Source organism: Curvibacter sp. APW13 (genome assembly GCF_032337135.1).
In the GTDB taxonomy this organism is placed as follows: Bacteria; Pseudomonadota; Gammaproteobacteria; order Burkholderiales; family Burkholderiaceae_C; genus Allorhodoferax.
This window is the reverse complement of sequence record NZ_JAVXZZ010000001.1, coordinates 252,048-276,179: the sequence shown is the minus strand read 5'-3', so window position 1 is coordinate 276,179 and position 24,132 is coordinate 252,048. Positions and strand designations below refer to the sequence as shown.

The 24,132-nt window shown below is 65.4% G+C and carries 16 protein-coding genes; 9 read left to right on the top strand and 7 right to left on the bottom strand.

Annotation, left to right across the window (positions count from 1 at the left end):
• Positions 1–2 precede the first annotated feature (2 nt).
• The 5 genes from RQP54_RS01200 to metG form a co-directional block, all read right to left on the bottom strand.
• The gene (locus tag RQP54_RS01200) at positions 3–593 is read right to left on the bottom strand and encodes a c-type cytochrome (RefSeq protein WP_315676343.1); all 591 of its coding nucleotides are present in this window, start codon (positions 591–593) and stop codon (positions 3–5) included.
• 67 nt (positions 594–660) lie between these two features.
• Positions 661–2,283, bottom strand: a complete 1,623-nt coding sequence (gene nadB, locus RQP54_RS01195) for an L-aspartate oxidase (protein ID WP_315676342.1) — start codon at positions 2,281–2,283, stop codon at positions 661–663.
• Between the two features lie 25 nt (positions 2,284–2,308).
• Positions 2,309–4,060: a SulP family inorganic anion transporter gene (locus RQP54_RS01190; RefSeq protein ID WP_315676341.1), complete on the bottom strand. Its 1,752-nt coding sequence runs from the start codon at positions 4,058–4,060 to the stop codon at positions 2,309–2,311.
• A gap of 12 nt (positions 4,061–4,072) precedes the next feature.
• Entirely contained in the window at positions 4,073–4,816 is a 744-nt protein-coding gene (locus tag RQP54_RS01185; RefSeq protein WP_315676340.1) for a YoaK family protein, read from the bottom strand.
• Between the two features lie 16 nt (positions 4,817–4,832).
• Positions 4,833–6,962 (bottom strand): methionine--tRNA ligase, encoded by a 2,130-nt coding sequence (gene metG, locus RQP54_RS01180; protein ID WP_315676339.1) that lies wholly within the window; start codon positions 6,960–6,962, stop codon positions 4,833–4,835.
• A 147-nt stretch (positions 6,963–7,109) separates the two neighbouring features.
• Here metG and RQP54_RS01175 point away from each other — a divergent pair, with 147 nt between their 5' ends.
• Complete coding sequence (locus RQP54_RS01175) at positions 7,110–8,519, top strand: tetratricopeptide repeat protein (protein WP_315676338.1); 1,410 nt, start codon at positions 7,110–7,112, stop codon at positions 8,517–8,519.
• Between the two features lie 37 nt (positions 8,520–8,556).
• Positions 8,557–10,539 carry a DUF3857 domain-containing transglutaminase family protein gene (locus RQP54_RS01170; RefSeq protein WP_315676337.1) on the top strand — a complete coding sequence of 661 codons (1,983 nt, stop codon included), beginning with the start codon at positions 8,557–8,559 and terminating at the stop codon, positions 10,537–10,539.
• Positions 10,540–10,548: 9 nt separating this feature from the next.
• Here the strand turns inward: RQP54_RS01170 and RQP54_RS01165 are convergent, their stop codons facing one another.
• Complete coding sequence (locus tag RQP54_RS01165) at positions 10,549–11,826, bottom strand: patatin-like phospholipase family protein (protein WP_315676336.1); 1,278 nt, start codon at positions 11,824–11,826, stop codon at positions 10,549–10,551.
• Between the two features lie 94 nt (positions 11,827–11,920).
• Between RQP54_RS01165 and apbC the strand changes: the two genes are divergently transcribed.
• The 6 genes from apbC to RQP54_RS01135 all read left to right on the top strand — a co-directional run bounded on the left by apbC (position 11,921) and on the right by RQP54_RS01135 (position 20,132).
• The gene (gene apbC, locus RQP54_RS01160; RefSeq protein ID WP_315676335.1) at positions 11,921–13,015 is read left to right on the top strand and encodes an iron-sulfur cluster carrier protein ApbC; all 1,095 of its coding nucleotides are present in this window, start codon (positions 11,921–11,923) and stop codon (positions 13,013–13,015) included.
• Between the two features lie 34 nt (positions 13,016–13,049).
• A complete protein-coding gene (locus RQP54_RS01155; RefSeq protein ID WP_315676334.1) occupies positions 13,050–13,991 on the top strand; it encodes a LysR family transcriptional regulator in 942 nt (313 codons plus the stop codon).
• Between the two features lie 203 nt (positions 13,992–14,194).
• Entirely contained in the window at positions 14,195–16,015 is a 1,821-nt protein-coding gene (locus RQP54_RS01150) for an NADH-ubiquinone oxidoreductase-F iron-sulfur binding region domain-containing protein (RefSeq protein ID WP_315676333.1), read from the top strand.
• Positions 16,012–18,870, top strand: a complete 2,859-nt coding sequence (fdhF, locus tag RQP54_RS01145) for a formate dehydrogenase subunit alpha (RefSeq protein WP_315676331.1) — start codon at positions 16,012–16,014, stop codon at positions 18,868–18,870. The genes RQP54_RS01150 and fdhF overlap by 4 nt, the downstream gene beginning before the upstream one ends.
• The gene (locus tag RQP54_RS01140; protein ID WP_315676329.1) at positions 18,867–19,703 is read left to right on the top strand and encodes a formate dehydrogenase accessory sulfurtransferase FdhD; all 837 of its coding nucleotides are present in this window, start codon (positions 18,867–18,869) and stop codon (positions 19,701–19,703) included. Before fdhF ends, RQP54_RS01140 begins: the two co-directional genes overlap by 4 nt.
• A gap of 33 nt (positions 19,704–19,736) precedes the next feature.
• Positions 19,737–20,132, top strand: coding sequence for a VOC family protein (locus tag RQP54_RS01135; protein WP_315676327.1), 396 nt, complete (start codon positions 19,737–19,739; stop codon positions 20,130–20,132).
• A 12-nt stretch (positions 20,133–20,144) separates the two neighbouring features.
• On the opposite strand, the gene RQP54_RS01130 is transcribed toward RQP54_RS01135, so the two are convergent.
• On the bottom strand, positions 20,145–20,915 hold the full coding sequence (locus RQP54_RS01130; RefSeq protein ID WP_315676326.1) for a substrate-binding periplasmic protein: 771 nt from the start codon (positions 20,913–20,915) through the stop codon (positions 20,145–20,147).
• Positions 20,916–21,604: 689 nt separating this feature from the next.
• Between RQP54_RS01130 and RQP54_RS01125 the strand changes: the two genes are divergently transcribed.
• Entirely contained in the window at positions 21,605–24,121 is a 2,517-nt protein-coding gene (locus RQP54_RS01125; protein WP_315676324.1) for an ABC transporter permease, read from the top strand.
• Positions 24,122–24,132: the final 11 nt, after the last annotated feature.

The window sequence follows — 24,132 nt, the reverse complement described above, 5'->3', positions numbered from 1 at the left end:
TCTCAGGGTAGTTGGGTCAGGTAGTCGGACAGGGCTTTGGTGTCCTCGGGGCTGAGCTTGGCCGCGATGTCGTGCATCACGGCGTTGTCATTGGTGCGGCGGCGCAGGGTGAAGTCCTGCAGCTGGGTACTCAGGTAGCGGGCATTCTGGCCGGCCAGGCGTGGCAGGGTGGCGGTGCCGTGGGCGTCCAAGCCGTGACAGCTGGCGCAGGCCGGTATGCCGCTGGCGGCCTTGCCCTGGGTGTACAGGGCTTGACCATGGGCCACCGAGTCCGCGTTGGACACGCGGCCGATGCGCGGCGGCTTGGCGGCAAAGAAGGCCGCCAGCTCGGCAATGTTCTGCGGGCTCAGGTCCTGTGCCTGGGGCGACATGGTTTCGTTCACGCGCCGCCCGGCCACGAAATCGCTGAGCTGCTTGGCGATGTACTGGGGGTTCTGCCCGGCCAGCGAGGGGTAGATGGGGCTGGTGGCCTGGCCCTGCGGGCCGTGGCAGGCGCCGCAGCGCATCGCCACGATGTCGGGTGCGGCGATGTCCAGCGCCCAGGATGGGCCGCAGAGCAGGGCCACCAGGGCCAGGACGGTGAAGCGTTGCATGGGAAGCCTCCTTGCGTGACGGCGCGCAGTGTACGGCCGATTGGCTACACCACACTGGACTGACCTCTCAAGGCTGCAGCACCGTGGGTTTGCTGTTCGGGTCGGGCAGCGGGTAGTCACGGCTGAAGTGCAGTCCACGGCTCTCGTGGCGCGACTGGGCGCTGCGCACGATCAGGTCGGCCACCTGCACCAGGTTGCGCAGCTCCAGCAGGTCGCGGCTCACGTGGAAGTGGGCGTAGTACTCCTGGATTTCGCCCTGCAGCAGGGCAATGCGGTGGGCGGCACGCTCCAGGCGCTTGTTGGTGCGCACGATGCCCACGTAGTCCCACATGAACCGGCGCAGCTCGTCCCAGTTGTGCGAGATGACCACCGTCTCGTCCGAGTCGGTCACGCGGCTGTCGTCCCAGGCGGGCAGCACGGCCTGTGTGGCTGGTGCGCCCTGGCCGATGGCCTCCACCGCGGCCTTGGCAAACACCATGCACTCCACGAGCGAGTTGCTGGCCAGGCGGTTGGCGCCGTGCAGGCCACTGCAGGCGGTCTCGCCCACGGCGTACAGCCCCGCAATGTCGGTGCGTCCGGCAAGGTCGGCCACCACGCCGCCGCAGGTGTAGTGCGCCGCCGGCACCACGGGAATCGGTTGCTGGCTGATATCGATGCCCAGTTCCAGGCAGCGGGCGTAGATGTTGGGGAAGTGCTCCAGCAGGAAGGTCTTGGGCTGGTGCGAGATGTCGAGGTAGACGCAGTCGAAGCCGCCCTTCTTCATCTCGAAGTCGATGGCGCGGGCCACCACGTCGCGCGGGGCCAGCTCGGCACGCTCGTCGTGCTGGGGCATGAAGCGGGTGCCATCGGGCAGCAGCAGGCGGCCACCCTCGCCGCGTACCGCTTCGCTGATGAGGAAGCTCTTGGCGTGCGGGTGGTACAGGCAGGTGGGGTGGAACTGGATGAACTCCATGTTCTGCACCCTGCAGCCCGCGCGCCAGGCCGCGGCAATGCCGTCGCCGGTGGCAGTGTCGGGGTTGGTGGTGTAGAGGTAGACCTTGCCGGCACCGCCCGTGGCCAGCACGGTGTGCGGGGCCGAGAAGGTCAGCACCTGGTCGGTGTGGTCGTCCAGCGCGTACAGGCCCAGGCACCGGTTTTCCTGGTTATTTTGGCCTGTAGCCCGCGTGGAATCTGCGTGAGCAGCTCCTGTTTTGGTAGCGGCCAGTTTGCTGCTGGTGATCAGGTCGACCAGCGTGTGGTGCTCGAACAGCGTGATGTTGGGCCGTTGGCGTACCTGGGCGATCAGCGTCTGCTGCACAGCCGCGCCGGTGGCATCGGTCACGTGCACGATGCGCCGGGCGCTGTGGCCGCCTTCGCGCGTGAGGTGCAATTGCCCGTCCACCTCGGCCGAAAACGGCACGCCCATCTGCTGCAGCCAGCCAATGGCCTCGGGCGCGTGCTCCACCACGTAGCGGGTGGCGTCCAGGTCGCACAGGCCGGCACCGGCCACCAGCGTGTCGTCCACGTGGGCGGCAAAGCTGTCGTCCTTGGCCCATACCGCGGCAATGCCGCCCTGCGCCCAGCCGCTGGAGCCTTCGGACACCGAGCGCTTGGTGATGATGGCCACGCGCTGGGTGGCGGGAAGCAGCAATGCGGTGGACAGGCCGGCCAGGCCGCTGCCGACGATCAGCACGTCAAATTGCAGCGGCATTGCCACCGTGTGGGAAGAAATTCGGTCACTGGACATGGCTTGGGGCGCCGTCGTCAACGGTCGTGGGGTGGGAAAGAATGGCAAGTGCACGGCCAATTGCCTGGGGCATGGTCGCGCACAGATTGTCCGGGTCCATGGACTGGGCGATGCCGCAGCGTTGGAGGATGTCGAGGGGCTGGTACGCTAGGCCGCAGATGACCAGCGCGACCTGGTGCTTGCCGCAGGCCCGCAGCAGGTCGGCCAGGCTGTCGGCCCCGGACGAATCGACGTACAGCACGTTCTTGAAATCGAGCACCAGCACACGTTGCGGCAGGTGGTCGGCCATGTCTTCGAGGAGCTTCACGGCACCAAAGAACAGGGCCCCGTGCAGGCGGTAGCCGTGGATGCTGTGTTCCTGGCCGGCCAAGGCCGGGTAGTCGGCGGCCCCTACCGGGTCGGCGCGCGACAGGCTGGAAATGCGGTAGATGAAGGTCAGGCAGGCCGCCACCAGACCGACCTCCACCGCCGCGGTCAGGTCGACGATCACAGTCAGCACGAACACCGAAAGCAGGGTCAGTCGGTAGGGCATGCGGTACTGGCGCAGGTGCAGGAATTCGCGCCATTCGCCCATGTTCCAGGCCACGAACATCAGGATGGCGGCCATGGCGCTCAGCGGAATGTGCGCTGCCAGTGGCGCCGCCAGCAGCACAATGGCCAGCAGCGTGACCGCATGCACCATGCCGGCCACCGGGCTGGTGGCGCCGTTTCGGATGTTGGTCATGGTGCGGGCGATGGTGCCGGTGGCCGGCATGCCGCCAAAGAAGGGGGTCACCAGGTTGGCCACGCCCTGGGCCATCAGCTCCTGGTTGGGGTCGTGGCGGTCGTCGATCATGCTGTCGGCCACGCGCGCGCACAGCAGCGACTCGATAGCGCCCAGCAGCGCCAGGGTCAGCGCTGGCACGAACAGGAAACGCACCGTGCCCCAGGAAAATTCGGGCCATTGCCAACCCGGCAGGCTCGAAGGGATGCCGCCAAAGCGGCTGCCGATGGTCTCCACGTCCCAGCCGATGAAGGCGACCCAGGCCGTGCTGCTGAGCAGCATGATCACCGAGCCGGGCAGGCGCTGCAAAGGGGCCAAAACCGGCCAGCGCGCGGCCACGCGTGGCAGCACAAACTGCCAGCACACCAGCCCGACCAGACAGACCATGGCGACCCAGGCCGACAGGAAGTTCCAGGTGGGCAGTGCCTGCCACAGCGTGCGCAGCAGGCCGAAGAAGTCGGCCGGTACCGCCCCCTGGACTTGCAGGCCGAGAAATTCCTTGATTTGCGACAGCGCAATCAGCACGGCGATGCCATTGGTGAAGCCGATGATGACGGCCACGGGAATGAATCGGATCAGCGTGCCCAGGCGGAAAAAGCCCATGGCCAGCAGCAGCACGCCCGACATGGCGGTGGCGATGACGAGGTTGGCCACGCCGTAGCGGTGCACGATGCCGTAGACGATGACGATGAAGGCGCCTGCGGGGCCGCCGATCTGCACCCTGCTGCCGCCCAGTGCCGAAATCAGGAAGCCGGCAATGATGGCGGTGAACAAGCCTGCCTGGGGGCCGAGGCCACTGGCTATGGCGAAGGCCATGGCCAGCGGCAGTGCCACGAGCCCGACCGCAATGCCCGCACCGATATCAGCGCCCAGTTGGGTGCGCTGGTAGCCCTTCAGGCTGTCAAGAAGCTTGGGCCGGAACAGCCTGTGCTTGCGCGGGGCCGCAGGGGGTGTTGGGGCGTGGTGGGAAGAGGCCATGGGGGCAGGGGCTCAGTGCGGGTGGATCCAGCGTTTGGCGTCGTCCAGCACGGGGCGCATGACCAGCAGCACCAGCAACAGCGCCAGGGGCACGGTCGCGATGTAGCCGAAATGCTTGAAACCCATGGCGCCGGCCAGTGCCCCGATGCAGAAGCTGGCGATTAGCGTGGACTGGATTCTGAGGCGACCACGGTCCGCGTGCACCTTGTTCTTGCGGTCCAGTCGGTTCACGTAGAACAGCTTGCCGAGCTCGATCCCCAGGTCGGTGAGCAGGCCCGTGAGGTGCGTGGTGCGGATCTCAGCGTGGGAAATCTTGGTGATGACGGCGTTCTGCAGCCCCATGATGTAGCACAGGATCAGCACCGTGGCGGGTACGGCAACGTGGGCCAAGTCGGCAATCGCCACGCCAAACAGGCCGAACACCAGCAGCAGCGCCGCTTCCAGCAGCAGCGGGCGGCCATAGGCACTGTGCAACTTGCGGCGCAGGGCCCAGTTCACCATCCAGGCCGTGGTCATGGCGCCGGCCACAAACGCTGCCAGCGAGGCCAGTGCGGCAGCGGCGAGGGCGAAATTGCCGAGCACCACATCGTCCATCAGGGAGGAGACGATGCCGGTCATGTGTGAGGTGTACTGGCCCACGGCCAGAAAGCCACCTGCATTGGTAGCCCCGGCCACAAAGCACAGGGTAGCTCCCAGCCGCAGGTTGGTCTTGGCAGACCGCTGAACTGTCGTCCAACCGTGCAGCAGGGGAATCATGCGCCGCGACTGCCGATCAGTGGATGCGCATGCCCGGCTGGGCACCGGGGAAGGGTTCGAGCACGTAGATGCCGGGCTGGGCGGCTTCGTCGGCATGGCTGGCAGCCAGCACCATGCCCTCCGACATGCCGAATTTCATCTTGCGCGGTGCCAGATTCGCCACCAGCACGGTGAGCTTGCCCACCAGTTGCTCGGGCTGGTACATGCTGGCAATGCCGGAAAACACGTTGCGCGTAGTCGGTTGGCCCTCGGCATTCTTCTCGCCTGCATCCAGCGTCAGGCGCAAGAGCTTGGTCGATCCTTCCACCGCCTCGCAGGCCAGGATCTTGGCAATGCGCAGGTCCACCTTGGCAAAGTCGTCGATGCTGATGGTGGGGGCCAGGGCCTCGCCACCGGGAGCGTTCGGGTCGACCGGCGCAGGGGCTGCTTTTGCTGCCTTTTTAGGAGCGGCTTGCGCAGGTTTTTCCTGGGCTTCAGGCTCTTTTACGCCAAACAGCGCATCGAGCTGCTCGGGTGTCACGCGCTGCATCAGGTGCTGGTAGGGCTGGATGCGCTCCACCAGGGCCTGGGCATCCCACTGGGTCATGCTCTGGCCCACGAAGCTTTCCACCTGCGCCGCCAGGCCCGGCAGCACCGGAGCCAGGTAGCGCGTAAGCAGCGCAAAGGCATTCACCAGCACTGAGCACACCTGGTGCAGGGCGGCGTTGTTGGCCGGGTCCTTGGCCAGGTCCCAGGGCTTGTGCACGTCCACATAGCTGTTCACCTTGTCGGCCAGCAGCATCACCTCGCGGGTGACCTTGCTGAACTCGCGCTCGTCGTACCACTGGGCCAGCTGCTCGCTCTGCGCGCGGATTGTTTCCAGCAGGGCCTGGCCGTCGTCGGCAAAGCCGGTGGTGAGTGTGCCGTCAAAGCGCTTGGTCAGGAAGCCGGCGGCGCGGGAGGCGATGTTGATGTACTTGCCGATCAGGTCGCTGTTGACGCGGGCCATGAAGTCGTCGGCATTGAAATCGATGTCCTCGTTGCGGCCCGACAGCTTGGCGGCCAGGTAGTAGCGCAGCCATTCGGCGTTCATGCCGAGCTGCAGGTACTTCAGGGGATCCAGGCCGGTGCCGCGGCTCTTGCTCATCTTCTCGCCGTTGTTCACGGTGAGGAAACCGTGCACGTAGACGTTGTCGGGCACCTTGCGGCCGCTGAACTTCAGCGTGGCGGGCCAGAACAGGGTGTGGAAGGTGACGATGTCCTTGCCGATGAAGTGGATCTGGCGCAGTTCGGGGTTGGCCATGTACTCGTCATAGCTCTGGCCGCGCTTGTCCAGCAGGTTCTTCAGCGAGGCCAGGTAGCCGATGGGCGCGTCCAGCCAGACGTAGAAGTACTTGCCCGGTGCGTTCGGAATCTCGATGCCGAAGTAGGGTGCGTCGCGCGAGATGTCCCAGTCGCCCAGGCCTTCGCTGGTGGAGCCGTCCGGGTTGGTGCGCACGGTGAACCATTCCTTCACCTTGTTGGCCACCTCGGGCTGCAGGCGCCCGTCCTGGGTCCAGGCCTGCAGGAAATCGACGCAGCGTGGGTCGGACAGCTTGAAGAAGAAATGCTCGGAGTTCTTCAGTACCGGTGTGGCGCCGGAGAGCGCCGAGAAGGGCTTGATCAGGTCGGTGGGTGCGTAGACCGCACCGCAGACTTCACAGTTGTCGCCGTACTGGTCCTGCGCGTGGCACTTGGGGCACTCGCCCTTGATGTAGCGGTCGGGCAGGAACATGTTCTTCTCGGGGTCGAAGAACTGTTCGATGGTGCGGGTTTCGATCAGGCCATTGGCCTGCAGGTCCAGGAAAATCTGTTTTGCCAGTTCGTGGTTTTCGGGCGCGTCGGTGCTGTGCCAGTTGTCGAAGCGGATGTGGAAGCCGTCCAGGTACTGCTTGCGACCGGCGGCAATGTCAGCCACGAACTGCTGCGGTGTCTTGCCCACTTTTTCGGCCGCAATCATGATCGGCGCGCCGTGGGTATCGTCAGCGCCGCAGAAGTCCACCGCCACGCCACGCATGCGCTGGAACCGCACCCAGGTGTCGGCCTGGATGTACTCCATGATGTGGCCGATGTGGAAGTTGCCGTTGGCGTAGGGCAGGGCGGTGGTGACGAAAAGCTGGCGGGGCATGGGAATCTGCGTTTTTGGGTTTAGCCCTCAATTTTAGTCGGTGGGCCTCCTAGAATGCCGGGCAAAGATAGGGAGGAAGGCATGGGGGCGAGGCATTGGGTCTTGGTGTGGGCGTTTGCCGCAATGGCGGGGCAAGTGCATGCTGGTATGGAAGGCAGACCAACTTGCGATGCGATTCGTGAGCAGGTGAAGGCAGCTGCCGTTGAGAAAAAGGTAAGCTTGGCTGACGTTGCGCGTGCGGTTTCGTCAATCGATAGCTCTGACCAGAGGGTATTGGCTGCACTTCTCCATTTGTGCGGAATCGGAGTCGCACAAGACCCGTCTAAGGGGCTCGCGATGCTCCAAAAGGAAATTTCAAGTGGCGATCGGGGTGCCACTGGGATCATCGCACTCGCCTACATGAATGGCGAGTTGGGCCTACCCAAGGATGCCCGCACGGGAAAACGGATGTTCAGCCAATTTTCCGACACGCAGCAAATCAATGGCGCATTTATTCTTCCCGGTGACATTTCTCGACATCGTGAGCATTTTCCAGACATCGCCGCCACGGAAGATGCATGGTTGCTGAAGGCAGCATTCAACGGCGACCGAACAGCACTCGCGGACCGCGCACTGGCGGAATATGACGCTGGCCGGTATGAATCAGCATGGCCACTACTACGTGTCTCTGCAGCTTCGGGTGACTTTCGTGCATATGACCGGTTGATCTGGATGTACCAAACAGGAACTGGCGTGGTTGCCGATGAAAAGGAAGCATTCCTCTGGGCACAGAGGGGCTTGAGTACAGGCAGTTCCGCAGCGTATGAGCGGATGGGTGGGTTGATTTCTCATTTTCGTGGAGGAAGACAGGCTGCCCTTGCGTGGGCGCAGCAGCTTGCCGATGCTGGGGACGCAGGTGCGATGAACTACTTGGGTTTGATGCACGATGGTGGTGATGGTCTCGTGCCCGCAAACCAAGATGTGGCGGAAAAATGGTGGAGGGCGGCAGCTGCCAAAGGATACGGTCCCGCCGAAGACAACTTGAACGGATTGGCAACAAGGAGGTCGTGGCGAACGGAAAGCAACAGGGAATTGAGCGAAGCGCGCGAGGCGACACACAGTGGAACTGCCTCGGCTTATTTGGCATTGGCGCGCATCACCAATTCTCGTGAGGAACGGCATTCGTCCTATCGAAAGGCGATTGAGCTTGGAAGCGAAACCGCAGTGTTGGAGTATGGAACATTGTTGGTGTATTACGGAAATACAGACAAGGATCGCTCAGACGGACTGCGCATCATCCACGAAGCTGCTGCACAAGGGAACAAGAAGGCCATGGCCTGGCTGTCGCGCAATTACGCGGAGGGTGGCTGTGTGGTGCAGGACCTTCCACTGGCATTTGCGCTCAATTTCCTGGCCTATGCGGAGAGCCCGGACAGTGCGGACGAACTGGCGCGCTACCAGGCTTCCCTGCCCGTCACGCTGACACCGGCGCAGCTCGCGCAGGGGCGCCGCCTGGCCACCGAGTTGCGCGAGCCTGGCCGGTTCGTACCGGTACTGCAGACGCATCTGGCCCGCTGACTGTCAGTACGGCAGCAGGAAACATCAAAGGGATCGTATGACCGAGAAAAACTTGAAGCTAAAAGGCCTGGCCGTTGCGTCGCTGCTGTGGGTCTGGGCCGTTGCTGCCTTGGCTGCGCCCAGCCCGGTGCCCGAAGTCGTGGTGGCGCCTGCGCCGGCCTGGGTCAAACCAGTGGAGCACAACGCCAATGCAGTGGACGTGGCCAACCTGCAGGTGCAGGGTGAAGCGTATTTGTTGTTCGACCGGCAGATCTATCTGCGTGGAAGTGAGCGCCAGATCTTTTCGCACTCCGTCACCCAGGTCGTCAATGAAAGTGGTTTGGAGCGAGCGGCCCATATCGCCATTGATTTCGATCCGAGCTACCAGCAGCTGCAGTTCCACTATGTCTACATCCACCGCGGTAGCCAGCGCATGGCGCAGCTGAACCTCAAATCGATGCGCCTGGTACAGCGCGAGAAGTCGTTGGAAAGCCAGATCTATGACGGCACCAAGACGGCCAACCTGTTTCTGGAGGATGTGCGGGTAGGTGACCTGGTTGAATTCGCCTACACCCGCAAGGGCGCCAATCCGGTATTCGGCGGCAAGCTCTCGGGCCAGATCGACATGCAGTGGAGCGTTCCGGTGCAGGAACTGCGCATGCGGCTGGTGACCGATCCGGGGCGGCCACTGCAGCTGCGCTACCTGAACCAAGCTCCTCTGCCTACCGAGGAGGCTGGCCCGCAGGGCATGAAAGCGCTGACCTGGTCGTTTTCCAACGTGGCGGGTTTGCGTGTCAAAGACGATGCGCCGGGTTGGTACGACCCCTATGTTGCTGTCCAATACAGCGACTTTGCGGATTGGCGTTCCGTGGTGGCTTGGGCAGAGCCTTTGTACCAGCCACCGGCCGTCCTGCCGGCGGAGGTTCAGCAGGAAGTCACGCGCCTGTGGGGTTTGCGCTTGTCCGCGCATGAGCGCGCCGTGCAGGCGCTGCGCTTCGTACAGAAGAACGTGCGCTATCTCGGTATCGAAGTCGGGGCCTCGTCGCATGCGCCCACTGCACCGGAGCTCGTGATGAAGCGCCGTTTCGGCGACTGCAAGGACAAGTCCTTGCTCACACTGACCATGCTGCGGGCCTTGGGCATCGAGGCCCATGCGGCTTTGGTCCACACCAAGGTGCGCCGCGGCACGGTGGACCAACTGCCCATGCCGGTGGTGTTCGATCATGTGATCGTGAAGGCGGTGATTGATGGACAGGTGTTCTGGGTCGACCCCACACGCCCACCGCAGGAGGGAACACTCGAATCGATTTCGCAGCCGGATTTCGGCTATGCGCTGGTGATTGCGCCGCAGGAGAGCACGCTCACTGCCATGAATCCAGGTGCATCCTCGGCCTATTACCGCCGCTCACTGGCTGAACTCGATGCCAGTGCGGGCCCCGGGCGAGAGGCAAGCCTGTCAGTGGTGTCGTTCTTTGAAGGCCGCAGCGCAGAGTTGCTGCGTCAGCGTCTGGCATCGGAGCCGCGCCGGGAATTGGAGAAGCAGTTTTTGAACCAGTGGGCTCGGTATTACCCTTCCATCGCGTCGAAAGCTGCCTTGGTGGTGTCCGACGATGTGGTCGCCAACCAAATTGTGCTGACCGAGCGCTATGGCATTACCGATTTCTGGTCTGCCAAAGACTCGGACAAGGTGGAAGCCTACGTCCCGAGTCCTTCGGTCTACGAGTACCTGCGGGCGCCCGGTGCATCGGTGCGGGTAGAGCCGCTGGGGCTCCAGCACCCGGTCGATGTGAGCGAAACCACCTACGTTCGGATACCGAAGGCGTGGAAATTCCAGGATGGCACCACTGTGATCAAGGACCGAGCTTTTGAACTGACCAGCGCCATAACGGCCAAGGACGGTCTGGTCACGCTGCGCGATGCCTACAAGAGCAGTGCTGACCACGTCCCTGCAGCCGGCATGGGTGCCTACCTGGGCAACGCCAAGAAGGCGCGCAACCTGGTCGGCAACACGTTCACCGGGTTGGTGAAGGATTTCGAATAGACGGCTGATTCAGCGCACCCGCAGCGGATCGTTGCGGCGTTCCTGGAATGGCGGGTAATGGGCCTCGGCGGGCGTGGCCTTCGGGTCGGTCCAGCCGAAGAAGGTGCACACCTCAGCGCGCTGGCGCTGGGCGTCCTCGTAGCCGAGCTTCATCAGCTCCTGGGTGTACGGGGCTTCGAACAGCAGGTAGCTGGCCAGGGCGGAGCCTTTGACGTCGGCCTGGCGGGATGACACACCCACCCCACCGAGCATGGTGCGCACGGCGTGGGGCAGGGCGTCGATGTGGCGGGCCGCAATGGCGTCGATGCGCTGGCTCGGTGCGATGACCAGCAGGTCCACGGGGCGCAGTGCGCTGGACTGGCGCATCTCGGCTGGCACCAGGTTGATGGTGTGGTTGATGCGCTTGACGCGCTCCACATCGACCGAGAGAGCATCCAGGAAGATGTTGGAGAGCGCATGGCCGGCAATCTGCGCGATGCTGGGGTAGGCCGAGCTGGTGTACAGGTGCTCTTCGTTCTTGGGCTCGTGCATGCGCCCGGCACCGATGACCAGGATGCGTTCGGAGCCAAGGTGGATGGCTGGTGAGATCGGGGCGCTTTGGCGCATCGAGCCGTCGCCGAAGTATTCGTCTCGGCCCCGTATATGCAACTGCACCGCAGGAAACACGAAGGGAATGGCGCTGGAGGCCATCAGGTGGGCGTGGGTAATGCTGTCACGCACCGCAATGCGCTGGCTGCGTATCCACGGCATGAGGCGCTTGTCACCCTGGAAGAAGGTGACATGCTCCCCCGAGCTGTAGCTGGACGCGGTCACGGCCAGCGCCTGCATATGCCCCTGGCGGATCAGCAGCGGCAGGCGCTCCAGCGGCACCATGCGCTCCAGCAGGCCCCACACCGGGCTGTTGTCCAGCAGCGAACGCGGCTTGATGCGGCGCCACTTGGCCAGCACCCAGCCCAGTGACAGCAGGGTCATCCAGCGCGCACCCGAGCGCAGCATGCTCAGGTGGTCGGCACGGTAGACGTCGTGGGCGTGGAAGTCGCGCCAGGTCTGGGCGATGAGGCGCACCGTAGCGTCGAAATTGTCGGAGCCGCAGGCCAGCGCCGAGGCATTGATGGCGCCAGCCGAGGTGCCGGTGATGATGGGAAAGGGGTTCGGATCGTCCAGGTGGCCACATTCCTTGCGGATGTCGGCGATGGCTTCCAGCACCCCCACCTGGTAGGCCGCACGCGCACCGCCCCCGGTGAGCAACAGGCCGGTGGGGGAGGGTGGCGTGGCGGGGCTGGGCATGGATTCATTATGGGCAGCGCAGTGGCCTTGTAAATCCCCGCTGCATGCGGGCTTACCCGAATGCAGCACTACACTCGGGGCAGGAGTGAACCCCATGAGTACCGTGAACGACAACACCATCCGCCAAGCCCTGCAATCCGTCATCGATCCCAACACCGGCAAGGACTTCGTCTCGGCCAAGGCGATTCGCAGCCTGAGCGTTGAGGCTGACACGGTGCGGCTGGAGATCGAACTGGGTTACCCGGCGCAGACGCAGCATGGTGCGATTGCCGCCCAAGTGCGTGCGGCGGTGCTGGCCGTGCCCGGCGTGGCCTCTGCCGAGGTACAGGTGCGCAGCAGGGTGGTGGCCCATGCCGTGCAGCGTGGCGTCGAGCTGCTGCCGGGTGTCAAGAACATCGTTGCCGTGGCGTCGGGCAAGGGTGGGGTGGGCAAGAGCACCACAGCCGTCAACCTGGCCCTGGCCCTGGCGGCCGAAGGCGCCAAAGTCGGCGTGCTGGATGCCGACATCTACGGCCCCAGCGTGCCGACCATGCTGGGCGTGAGTGGGCGCCCCGAGAGCCATGACGGCAAGACCATGGAGCCGCTCGAGAACTACGGGCTGCAGATCATGTCCATCGGCCTGCTGGTGGCCCAGGACGAAGCGATGATCTGGCGTGGCCCGATGGCCATCCAGGCCCTGGACCAGTTGCTGCGCCAGAGCAACTGGAAAGACCTGGATTACCTGCTCATCGACATGCCACCGGGCACCGGCGACATCCAGCTGAGCCTGGCGCAGAAGGTGCCGCTCACCGGTGCGGTCATCGTCACCACACCGCAGGACATTGCCCTGCTCGATGTGCGCAAGGGCATCAAGATGTTCGAGAAGGTGGGCGTTCCGGTCCTCGGGGTTGTCGAGAACATGGCCGTGCACGTGTGCAGCCAGTGCGGCCACACCGAGCACATCTTCGGCGTGGATGGCGGCAAGCGCCTGGCCGAGCAGTACAAGGTGGACTACCTCGGTGCTCTGCCGCTGGCCCTGCCGATCCGCGAGGATGCGGACCGCGGCCAACCCACGGTGGTGGCTGCGCCGCAGAGCGAAGTGGCGGGCCTGTACGGCGCGGTGGCGCGCAAGGTGGCAGTGGCCGTTGCCGCGCAGGCCAAGGGCTTCACCACCAAGTTCCCCACCATCACCATTTCCAAGAACACCTGAGGGTGCCTGGTCCGCAGCCTGCGGCGCTGACGCCATGAACCTGCTCACGTCCATGCGCTACCTGGTGGCGCTCAACGAGCACCAGCACTTCGGGCGCGCCGCGGCCGCCTGCCACATCACCCAGCCGGCCCTGTCCAATGCCTTGCGGGCGCTGGAGAAGGAGTTCGACGCGGTGATCGTGCGCCGGGGGCGCAACTTTGCCGGGCTCACACCCGAAGGCGAGCGTGTGCTGGCCACGGCCTTCGTCCTGCTGCGCGAAGCCGAGGTACTCAAGCAGGAGCTCAAGGCTGCCCCGCAGCAGATCCAGGGAACGCTACGGATCGGAGCCGTACCCACGGCGATCCCCATCGCCGCGCGCTTTGCCGCGTCGCTGCGGGAATGCCATGCCGGAATTCAGCCCGTGGTCTTGTCCATGAGCTCTTCGTCACTGGAGCGCGGTCTGGAGGAGCTTTCCGTCGACATGGCCTTGGGCTACACCGAGCGCATGAGTCCTCGCGTCCGTCTGCGCAGCCTGGCGCAGTACACCGAGCACTACTTCCTGGTGCGCAAGGCCCACACTGCGGGCCGGCGTGCCGGGCTGTCGTTCGGGGCGCCGCTTTCCTGGCAGGAAGCAGCGAAGCTTCCCTTGTGCCTGCTGGTCGAGGAAATGCACAACCGCACCATCGTGGATTCGGCGTTCACCACCGCCGGGGTGGCCGTGGTGCCGGCCATGGAAACCAATTCCATCCTGACGCTCATCCTCTCGGTGGCGGCCGGTGACGTGTGCAGCGTGCTGCCCGGTGCCTTGGTGGGGTCGGTGCTCCATGACAGGCAGTTGGAGGCATTGCCTCTGGTAGACCCGCAGGTGCGTACACCGATCGGGTTTCTCACCCATGCCGCCGTGCGTCCCTCCCAGGCACTGGATGCGGCGCTGGAGCTGGCTCGCTCCCCGTCCTGGGCGAGCATCGTTCGTACGCATAGCGGTGCCATGCGATAGGGAACACGGCACGCGGTCGCTGGCATTTAGTTTCTGAATCGATCCATGTGCGTTTCCGATTGGACAGCGGGCGCACTCCTTTTGCATACTAGGCGCTTGCGCTTCCATGGTCTGGCTCCCAGGCGTGCCGCTTCTGCGGGGCTGAAGCTGCCCTAGTGCGGCGCGCAGTCGATGGAAGAACGAAACAAATCAGGAATGCATTGATGGAATCCGATACCTCTGTCCGCACCACCCCCTTGGCCACCGTGGCCGAGATGCGTGAGCAACTCGGCCGCCGCAAGGGGCAGCTCAAGGGGCGCCAGCCCAGTGAAGCCGCGTTGGCGCGGGTGCAGGCGCTGGTGGGCGACGGGCCCTATCGGCGCGACCTGCTCATCGAGTACCTGCACCGCCTGCAGGATGCCTTCCAGGGGCTGCTCGAAGCCGATCTGGTGGCGCTGGCCAAGCTGCTCAACATCTCCATGGCCGAGGTGTTCGAGGTGGCTTCGTTCTACCACCACTTCGACATCGTGCGCGATGGCGACACGGCGGCGCCCCTGACGGTGCGCGTGTGTGACGGCCTGAGCTGTGCGATGGGTGGTGCCAAGGACTTGCTGGAGCGGGTATCCACCTTGCTGGGGCCCGAGGGCGTGCGCGTTGTGGCAGCGCCCTGCGTAGGCCGCTGCGAGCAGGCGCCGGTGGCCGTGGTGCACCAGCGCCCGGTGCCGCAGGCGCAAGCCGAGCAGGTGGCAGAACTGGCCCGTTCGGCCTTGGTTTCGGGGCTGAATTTGGCTGTAGCCCGCCATCCGATTGCGCAGCCAGCTACGAAATTCGTAGCGACTGATGTGGCGAATGCAGACCTGTCAGCGGTTGCACCCGCGGTGCTGCGCCTGGCGAGTTACCGGGCGACGGGTGGCTACCAGCTGCCGACACAGCTGGCCGACGGCAGCCTCACCACGGATGCCGTGCTGCAGGCCATGGAAGACTCGGGCCTGCGCGGCCTGGGCGGTGCCGGCTTTCCCGCCGGGCGCAAGTGGCGCATCGTGCGTGACCAACCCAGTCCACGGCTCATGGCTGTGAACATCGACGAAGGCGAGCCCGGCACCTTCAAGGACCGCACCTACCTGGAGCGCGATCCGCACCGTTTCCTGGAGGGCATGCTGGTCGCGGCCCAGGTGGTCGGGATAGCAAAGGTCTACATCTACCTGCGCGACGAGTACCACGGCTGCCGCGCCATCCTGGCGCAGGCCATTGCCGAACTGCAGGCCGATCCGCCATGCCCCTTGCCGGAGATCGAACTGCGCCGCGGTGCCGGAGCCTACATCTGCGGTGAAGAGTCGGCCATGATCGAGAGCATCGAGGGCAAGCGCGGCGAGCCACGCATGCGCCCGCCCTACATTGCCCAGGTGGGCCTGTTCGGCCGGCCCACGCTGGAGCACAACTTCGAGACCCTGTACTGGGTGCGCGACATCGTGCAGAAGGGCCCACAGTGGTTCAGCGGCCATGGCCGCCATGGGCGAAAGGGTTTGCGGTCTTTCAGCGTCAGCGGTCGGGTGCGCCAGCCGGGTGTCAAGCTGGCCCCGGCCGGCATCACCTTGCGCGAACTCATTGGCGAGTATTGCGGCGGCATGCTCGAAGGCCACACCCTGTACGCCTACCTGCCGGGCGGCGCCTCGGGCGGCATCTTTCCGGCGTCGCTGGCCGATGTGCCGCTGGACTTCGACACCTTGCAGCCGCATGGCGGCTTCATCGGCTCGGCGGCGGTCATCGTGCTGAGCCAGCACGACCGGGTGCGCGATGCGGCCCTGAACATGGTGCGCTTCTTCGCCCACGAGTCCTGCGGCCAGTGCACGCCCTGCCGCGTGGGTACGGCCAAGGCCGCCGTGCTGATGGAAAGCGCGGTGTGGGACGCCCAGACGCTGGAGGACCTGAGCCAGGTGATGGAAGACGCCTCGATCTGTGGCCTGGGCCAGGCGGCGCCCAACCCGGTGCGCTCGGTGCTGCGCTATTTCCCCCACGAAGTGACTGCCCAGGGAGAGAAGGCATGAACGCCCCCATGAAACACGGCCCCATGATCGACATCACGCTCAACCAGCAGCCGGTGCAGGCCTACAGCGGTGAGAGCATCCTGCAGGTGGCCCAGCGCTGCGGCGTGCAGGTGCCGCACCTGTGCCACAAGGACGGTCTGCGCTCCGACGGCAACTGCCGTGCCTGCGTGGTCGAAATCAAGGGCGAGCGCACGCTGGCCCCGAGCTGCTGCCGCACCGTCACCCCCGGCATGGACGTGCAGACCGACAGCCCGCGGGCCCGCAAGAGCCAGGAAATGGTGCTGGAGCTGCTGCTGTCGGACATGCCCGGGCAAGGGCACAAATGGGCCGATGCGCAGGGCGCCTTGCCCCATGGCGAGCTGAGCCAGTGGGCCCAGTCGCAGGGGGTGGCCGTGCGCCCGGCATTGCAGGCCCTGCGCCGCGAACAGCCTGCGGCCGACACCTCGCACCCGGCCATGGCCGTGAACCTCGATGCCTGCATCCAGTGCAACCGCTGCGTGCGCGCCTGCCGCGAGGAGCAGGTGAACGACGTGATCGGCTATGCCTTCCGCGGCAGCCACAGCGCCATCACGTTTGACCTGAACGACCCGATGGGAGAGAGTTCCTGCGTGGCCTGCGGCGAATGCGTGCAGGCCTGCCCCACGGGCGCCCTGAGCCCCAAGACGCTGATCGGCAGCCAGGTGGTGGACAAGAAGGTGGATTCGGTCTGCCCGTTCTGCGGCGTGGGCTGCCTCATGACCTACCACGTGCGCGACAACCGCATCGTCAATGTCGAGGGCCGCAACGGTCCGGCCAACGAGGGGCGCCTGTGCGTGAAGGGCCGCTTCGGCTTCGATTACGTGCACAACCCCCAGCGCCTGACTGTGCCGCTCATCCGCAAGCCCGGAGTGCCCAAGGACCCTGAGGCGCTCAACCACCTGAACCGCAACACGGCCGACTGGTCGGCGGTGTTCCGCGAAGCCACCTGGGAAGAGGCGCTGGACCTCGCCGCGGGAAAGCTCAAGGCCTTGCGCGACACCCATGGCAAGAAGGCGCTGGCCGGATTCGGCAGCGCCAAGGGCAGCAACGAGGAGGCTTACCTGTTCCAGAAGCTGGTGCGCACCGGCTTTGGCTCGAACAACGTGGACCATTGCACGCGGCTGTGCCATGCGTCTAGCGTGGCGGCCCTGCTCGAAGGCGTGGGCTCCGGCGCGGTCAGCAATCCGGCCAAGGACGTGGAGAATGCCGATTTCATTCTCGTCATCGGCTCCAACCCGTCGAACAACCACCCGGTGGCTGCCACCTGGATGAAGAACGCCGTGAAGCGCGGTGCCAAGCTGGTTCTGGCCGATCCGCGCGTGACCGACATCGGCCGCCATGCCTGGCGCACGCTGCAGTTCAAGGCCGATACCGACGTGGCCATGCTCAACGCCATGCTCCACGTCATCGTCGAAGAAAACCTGGTGGACCGCGAATTCATTGCGCAACGTGCTCTGAATTTCGAAGCAATCCGCGACAACGTGCAGGGCTACAGCCCCGAAGCCATGGCGCCGATCTGCGGCATCCCGGCGCAGACGCTGCGCGAAGTGGCACGGGCCTATGCCTCGTCCAAATCCTCCATGATCCTGTGGGGCATGGGCGTGAGCCAGCACGTGCATGGCACCGACAACGTGCGCTGCCTCATCGCGCTGTGCATGGTGTCGGGCCAGATCGGCCGACCCGGCACGGGGCTGCACCCCTTGCGCGGCCAGAACAACGTGCAGGGCGCGTCCGACGCCGGCCTCATCCCCATGATGTACCCGAACTACCAGCGCGTGACCAACCAGGCCGCGCACGACTGGTTCGAGAACTTCTGGGCCACCAAGCTGGACGACCAGCCCGGTTACACCGTGGTCGAGATCATGCACAAGATCCTGGCCGAGGATAGCGACCCGCACAAGGTGCGCGGCATGTACATCATGGGCGAGAACCCGGCCATGAGTGACCCCAATCTGAACCACACGCGCCACGCCCTGGCCTCGCTGGAACACCTGGTGGTGCAGGACATCTTCATGACCGAGACCGCCTGGCTGGCCGATGTGGTGCTGCCTGCCACGGCCTGGCCCGAGAAGACCGGCACCGTGACCAACACCGACCGCATGGTGCAGATGGGCCGCCAGGCCATCACGCCACCGGGCCAGGCGCGGCCGGACCTGGCCATCATCCAGGACATCGCCCAACGCATGGGCCTGGCCTGGAACTACCCCGGCGAGCATGCCGGCGTGGCGGCGGTGTACGAGGAAATGCGCCAGGCCATGCATGCGGCCATTGAAGGCATCACCTGGGAGCGCCTGGAGCGCGAACACAGCGTCACCTACCCCTGCCTGTCGGCGGACGACCCGGGCCAGCCCATCGTGTTCCACGACCACTTCGCCACGCCCGACGGCAAGGTGCACCTGGTGCCGGCCGACATCATCCCGGCCAACGAACGCCCCGATGCCGACTACCCCTTCGTGCTCATCACCGGGCGCCAGCTGGAGCACTGGCACACTGGCAGCATGACGCGCCGCGCCACCGTGCTCGATGCCATCGAACCTGTGGCCACGGCCAGCCTGTGCGGGGCCGACCTGCAGGCGCTGGGGCTGGTGGCGGGCGATGTCATCACCGTACGTTCGCGCCGCGGTGAAGTCGTGCTGCATGTGCGCCGCGACGACGGCACGCCCCAGGGCGCGGTGTACATGCCCTTCGCCTACCACGAGGCGGCGGCCAACCTCATGACCAACCCGGCGCTGGACCCGTTCGGCAAGATCCCCGAGTTCAAGTACTGCGCGGTGGCGGTGGCCAAGGGAGGCAAGCTGCAGGCGCAGGCCGGCTATGCCCTGGAGGCCCTGCCGTGAGTGCCGGCTTGCCGCGCCTGACCCAAGCCCGTGCACCGCTGTTGCAGGCGGTGCAGGTGGTGAACGAACGCGGTGAGGTGCAGCAGCTGCAGATTCCGGCGGAGCGCGCCCTCACGCTCTATGTGGACAAGCGTGAACTTGTCACGCTCATGACCCTCGGTGCCCACCCGGAGTGGATGGTGCTGGGTTACCTGCTCAACCAGCAACTCATCGCCAGCGCCAGCGATGTCGAGTCGATCACGGTGGACTGGGAAGTGGGCGCGGCCGGCATCCATACCCACCGTGGCATCACGGACCTCGCGGCCAAGACTGCTACCCGGGTGGTCACCACGGGCTGCGGGCAGGGCAGCATGTTCGGCGACCTGCTGGACAGCGTGTCGCGCCGCGCCTTGCCGCCGACTACGGTGACGCCGCAGATGCTGCAATCGATCACCGAAACCATCCGCCAGCAGGACAGCGTCTACAAGCAAGCCGGGTCGGTCCATGGGTGCGCGCTGTTCTCGGGCGGCGAATTGCAGCTGTTCGTGGAAGACGTGGGGCGCCACAACGCCATCGATACCCTGGCCGGCTGGATGGCCCTGCAGCAGCGGCCGGTGGAGCAGGGCGTGCTCTACACCACTGGGCGCTTGACCAGCGAAATGGTCATGAAGGCCGCCACCATGGGCATTGCCGTGGTGGTGTCGCGCAGCGGCATCACCCACATGGGCCTGTCGCTGGCTCAGAGCCTGGGGGTGTGCGCCATCGGGCGTGCGCTGCATCAGCGCTTCCTGTGCTACTGCGGCCACGAGCGTCTGCTGTTCGCGCCGCAACACCGGGCAGTCACCGTGGCGTAAAGTCCTCCCCTGCAGTCTTTGCTTGGAGGTGCCATGTTTTCCCATGTGTTTGTCGGCGTGCGCGATTTCGAACGTGCACTTGCGTTCTACCAACCGGTATTGGCCGTGCTGGGCTTGACCCAGCGTTTCGTGGAGCGTGAGCGCCCCTGGGCAGGCTGGCAGATGCCGGGGCAGGCCCGGCCGCTGTTCCTCATCGGGGCACCTTTTGACGGTGCGCCAGCCAGTGCAGGCAATGGCCAGATGGCAGGCTTTCTGGCCACGACCCGGGCGCAGGTGGATGCGATGCATGCGGCGGCCCTGGCGCATGGTGGGTCGGACGAGGGGGCCCCCGGCCTGCGGCCCGAGTACCACGCGCATTACTACGGCGCTTACATCCGGGACCCCGATGGGAACAAGCTGTGCGTGGCTTGCCATGAAGCCACGGGCTGAACGGGAAGCGTCCTACCAGGGGGCTACGCGGTACTTTTCCAGCAGCTTGTTCAGCTCGCCGTTCTTCTTCATTGCAGCCAGTTCCTGATCCACCATCTGCTTGATTGACGCGGCGTGCGGGACTTTCTTGCTGTAGCCGAAGTACAGGTCTTCTTCCTGCATGCAGCCGGCATTCCCCACCCAGCGCAGTTCCGGTACCTCCGACTCCGAATGGCGCACGACATTGACGTTTTCCACGAATGCCTCGATGCGTTGGGAGGTCAGCTTCTTGGCCTGCATCTGCAAGGTGTTTTCGCCGGCGACTGCCTGCACCTGGCGTGCATGGCGCTTTTGCCATTGCATGAATTCGTCGGGATAGCCATAGCCCTCCACGATCCCGATGCGTCCGAAGCTGTCGAGGTCGGATACCCTGCGATATCGCAAGGTGCTTCCCTTGAGGACGAAAACGCAGGTGGCATCCACCCCCATCTTGTCTGACAGCAGCAGCCCCTCGCGGTTGCTCGCCACCATGCCCACCACCCCCGTGATCAAGCCCTCGCGGGCTTGCTGCAAGGCCCGTGGCCAAGGCATGAGCCGGTAGTCCAGGGTGTGCCCATGCTTGGCCGCAGTTCGCTGCAGTATCTCGATCATGTAGCCCGGGCGGTCGGTGCCCGGGGTGCAGTTGTACGGGCACCAGTGATCCGCACGGATAGTCCATGTCTCCGCATGGGTAGGCAGGATCGCCCACAGCCACCCCATGGCCAGCAGGGCGTATCGGTTGAAGCGGGTACCAACGAGATACATGGGGTGTAGCGAAATCCGAGCGAACGGCCACTATGCCATGTTGGGGGGTGCATGGGTAGGGGGATTGCGGGTTTGCGCTAGCGTCGGGCAATGCTGGAGGCCGCCTTTGTTCTCTGGCCTGCCGGGAACTGCGAGGGTGAAAGCGCTGGCCTCTGGTGTTTTCTTTGGGAGCCATGCGGCAATGCCTTGGTTCGGAGGCATTGCCATTGCAGGCGGCTTCCACACGGCCCCCACTCACCCCCCGCCCTCTCGCCCCGCCGGGCGAGAGGGAGCCTGAACAGCCACATTTGGCCGCGTGTTCAAACAAGGGAAGTGCACGCGCCGCCTGGCGTTGGGGCAGGGCGGGTGGATGGTTTTAGGTGCCAAATTGGCCTCTAGCCCCCATAGAAATTGCGTCGACAGCTAGCAAAACGATAGCAATAGCACGATGATCTCGCAAACCACAGCGCCCACGAGGCCGTGGCGCGTGCACTTCCCTTGTTTTCCGTGACAGCCAAATGTGGCTGTTCAGGCTCCCCTCTTTCGCCCGGCGGGGCGAGAGAGGGGCTGGGGGAGTGAGGGGGGCGTGAGGAAAAAACAAGACCAAGCATTTCCTCCGAACCAAGGCATCGCCACATGGCTCCCCATCAAAGAACCCCAGAAAACACCATCCCCACCGGGGCAAACCCCTTTTGCGCTAAGGTGTGCCCATGAAAAGCACATTCTGGCAGTTGGGTTGGCGCTCCCTGGTCCGCGATCTGCGCGCCGGTGAGTTGCGTCTGGTGGTGGTGGCCGTGGCCCTGGCCGTGGCGGCCCTGACGGCGGTGGGTTTCCTGGCCGACCGCATCCAGGGCGGGCTGCAGCGCGATGCGCGCCAGCTGCTGGGGGGCGACGTGGTGGTGGCCAGCGACAACCCGCCTGCTGCCGAATTCCTGCAGCAAGCCCGCCAGCGCGGCCTGGACCAGGCCCTGTCGGCCACTTTTCCGACCATGGCGCGGGCCACCGACGAACGCGGTGGCGCGGCCAAGCTGGTGGCGCTCAAGGCGGTCGAGGCCGGGTACCCCCTGCGTGGAACCCTGCAGCTGCAGGTCGGTGAACGGGTGGAGCCTGCCAAGGGTATTCCGGCCACTGGCACGGTCTGGGTCGATGGCGCGCTGCTGGAGGCCTTGGGTCTGCAGGTGGGGGACCGGCTGCACCTGGGCCAAAGCCTGCTGCGCATCGACGCCGTCATTGCGGTCGAGCCGGACCGCGGCGCGGGGTTCATGAACTTCGCTCCGCGGGTGATGCTCAACAGCGCCGACCTGGGCGCAACTGCGCTGGTGCAACCGGCCAGCCGCGTGACCTACCGCCTGGCGCTGGCCGGCCCCGACGCCGCGGTGACGGGCTACAGCACCTGGGCCGACCGCTACCTCAAGGACAAGGCCATGCGCGGGGTGCGGCTGGAGTCGCTGCAGGGCGGACGCCCTGAAATGGGCCAGACGCTGGAGCGCGCCGAGAAGTTCCTGAGCCTGGTGTCGCTGCTGGCGGCCCTGCTCAGCGCCGTGGCGGTGGCCTTGGCGGCGCGGCGCTTTGCCCAGCACCACCTGGACGACTGCGCCATGCTGCGCGTGCTGGGCCTGAGCCAACGCACCATGGCGGCGGCCTACACGCTGGAATTCACCACCGTGGGCCTGCTGGCTGCACTTTTGGGCGTGGCAATGGGCTATGGCGTGCACTTAGGGTTTGTGGTGCTGCTGGCCGGCCTGGTGGACAGCAGCTTGCCCGCGCCGGGCTGGCAGCCGGTGGCCTATGGCCTGGGCATGGCCCTGACCCTGCTGCTGGCCTTCGGCCTGCCGCCCGTGCTGCAGCTGGCCCGCGTGCCCGCGCTGCGCGTGATCCGGCGCGATGTCGGGCAACTGCGCCCGGCTTCGCTCGGGGTGCTGGGCCTGGGGCTGGCGGGCTTTGCTGCGCTGCTGCTGGTGGTAAGCCGCGACGCCACGCTGGGCGCCATCGCCGTGGCGGGCTTCGGTGGTGCGGTGCTGCTGTTTGCGGGCGTGAGCTGGTTCATGGTGGCGCTGGTGCGGGTGCTGGTGGAGCGCAGTCCGCGCGCACCGCGTTGGCTGGCCTTGGCCACGCGGCAGGTGGCGGCGCGCCGGGCCTTCACCGTGGTGCAGGTCAGTGCCCTCGCCGTGGGCTTGCTCGCGCTGGTACTGCTGGTGCTGCTGCGTACCGACCTGGTGAGCAGCTGGCGCAAGGCCTCGCCGGCCGATGCGCCAAACCGTTTTGTCATCAATGTGCTGCCCGAGCAGGCGCAGGACTTCCGCGCCACCCTGGCCGAGGCCGGGGTGCAGAAGTACGACTGGTACCCGATGCTGCGCGGGCGCCTGGTGGCGGTCAATGGCCGCAACGTCTCGCCCGATGACTACGCGGAAGACCGAGCCAAGCGGCTGGTCGACCGCGAATTCAACCTCTCGTACAGCGAACACGCTCCGCCCAACAACACCGTGGTGGCGGGGCGCTGGACGCCGCAGGAGCGCGAGGGCATCAGTGTGGAAGAGGGCTTGGCCAAGACCCTGCAGCTGCAGCTGGGCGACACCCTGCGGTTTGACATGGGTGGCATGCAACGCGAAGGGCGCATCACCTCGCTGCGCAAGGTGGACTGGGGCTCCATGCGGGCCAACTTCTTCGTCATGTTCCCGGTGGCGGCGCTGGAAGGCGTGCCGGTGACCTACATGGGGGCCTACCGGGCACCCGATACCAAGGGCTTCGACAACGCCCTGGTGCGGCGTTTCCCCAATGTCACCAACGTCGACATGACGCTCACCGTGAACCAGATCCAGCGCGTGCTCGACCAGGTCATCCGCGCGGTCGAGTTCCTCTTCGGTTTCACGCTCGCGGCTGGGCTGGTGGTGCTGTTCGCCGCCGTCACGGCCACGCGTGAGGAGCGCGCCCGCGAGTTTGCCATCATGCGGGCGGTGGGGGCCCGCAATTCCCTGCTGCGCCAGGTGCAGCGCGCCGAGCTGGCGGGCGTGGGGGCGCTGGCCGGGCTGCTGGCCTCCGTCGTCGCACTGGCCGTGGGCTGGGCGTTGGCGCGCTATGTGTTCGAGTTCGACTGGTCGCTGCAATGGGCCACGCCATTTGCCGGTGCCCTGGCGGGCGCCTTGCTTGCCTGGCTTGCAGGTTGGTGGGGTTTGCGTGACGTATTGCGCAGACCGGTGGTGGAGACCCTGCGCCGTGCCGCCGTATAGTCGGGGCTTCT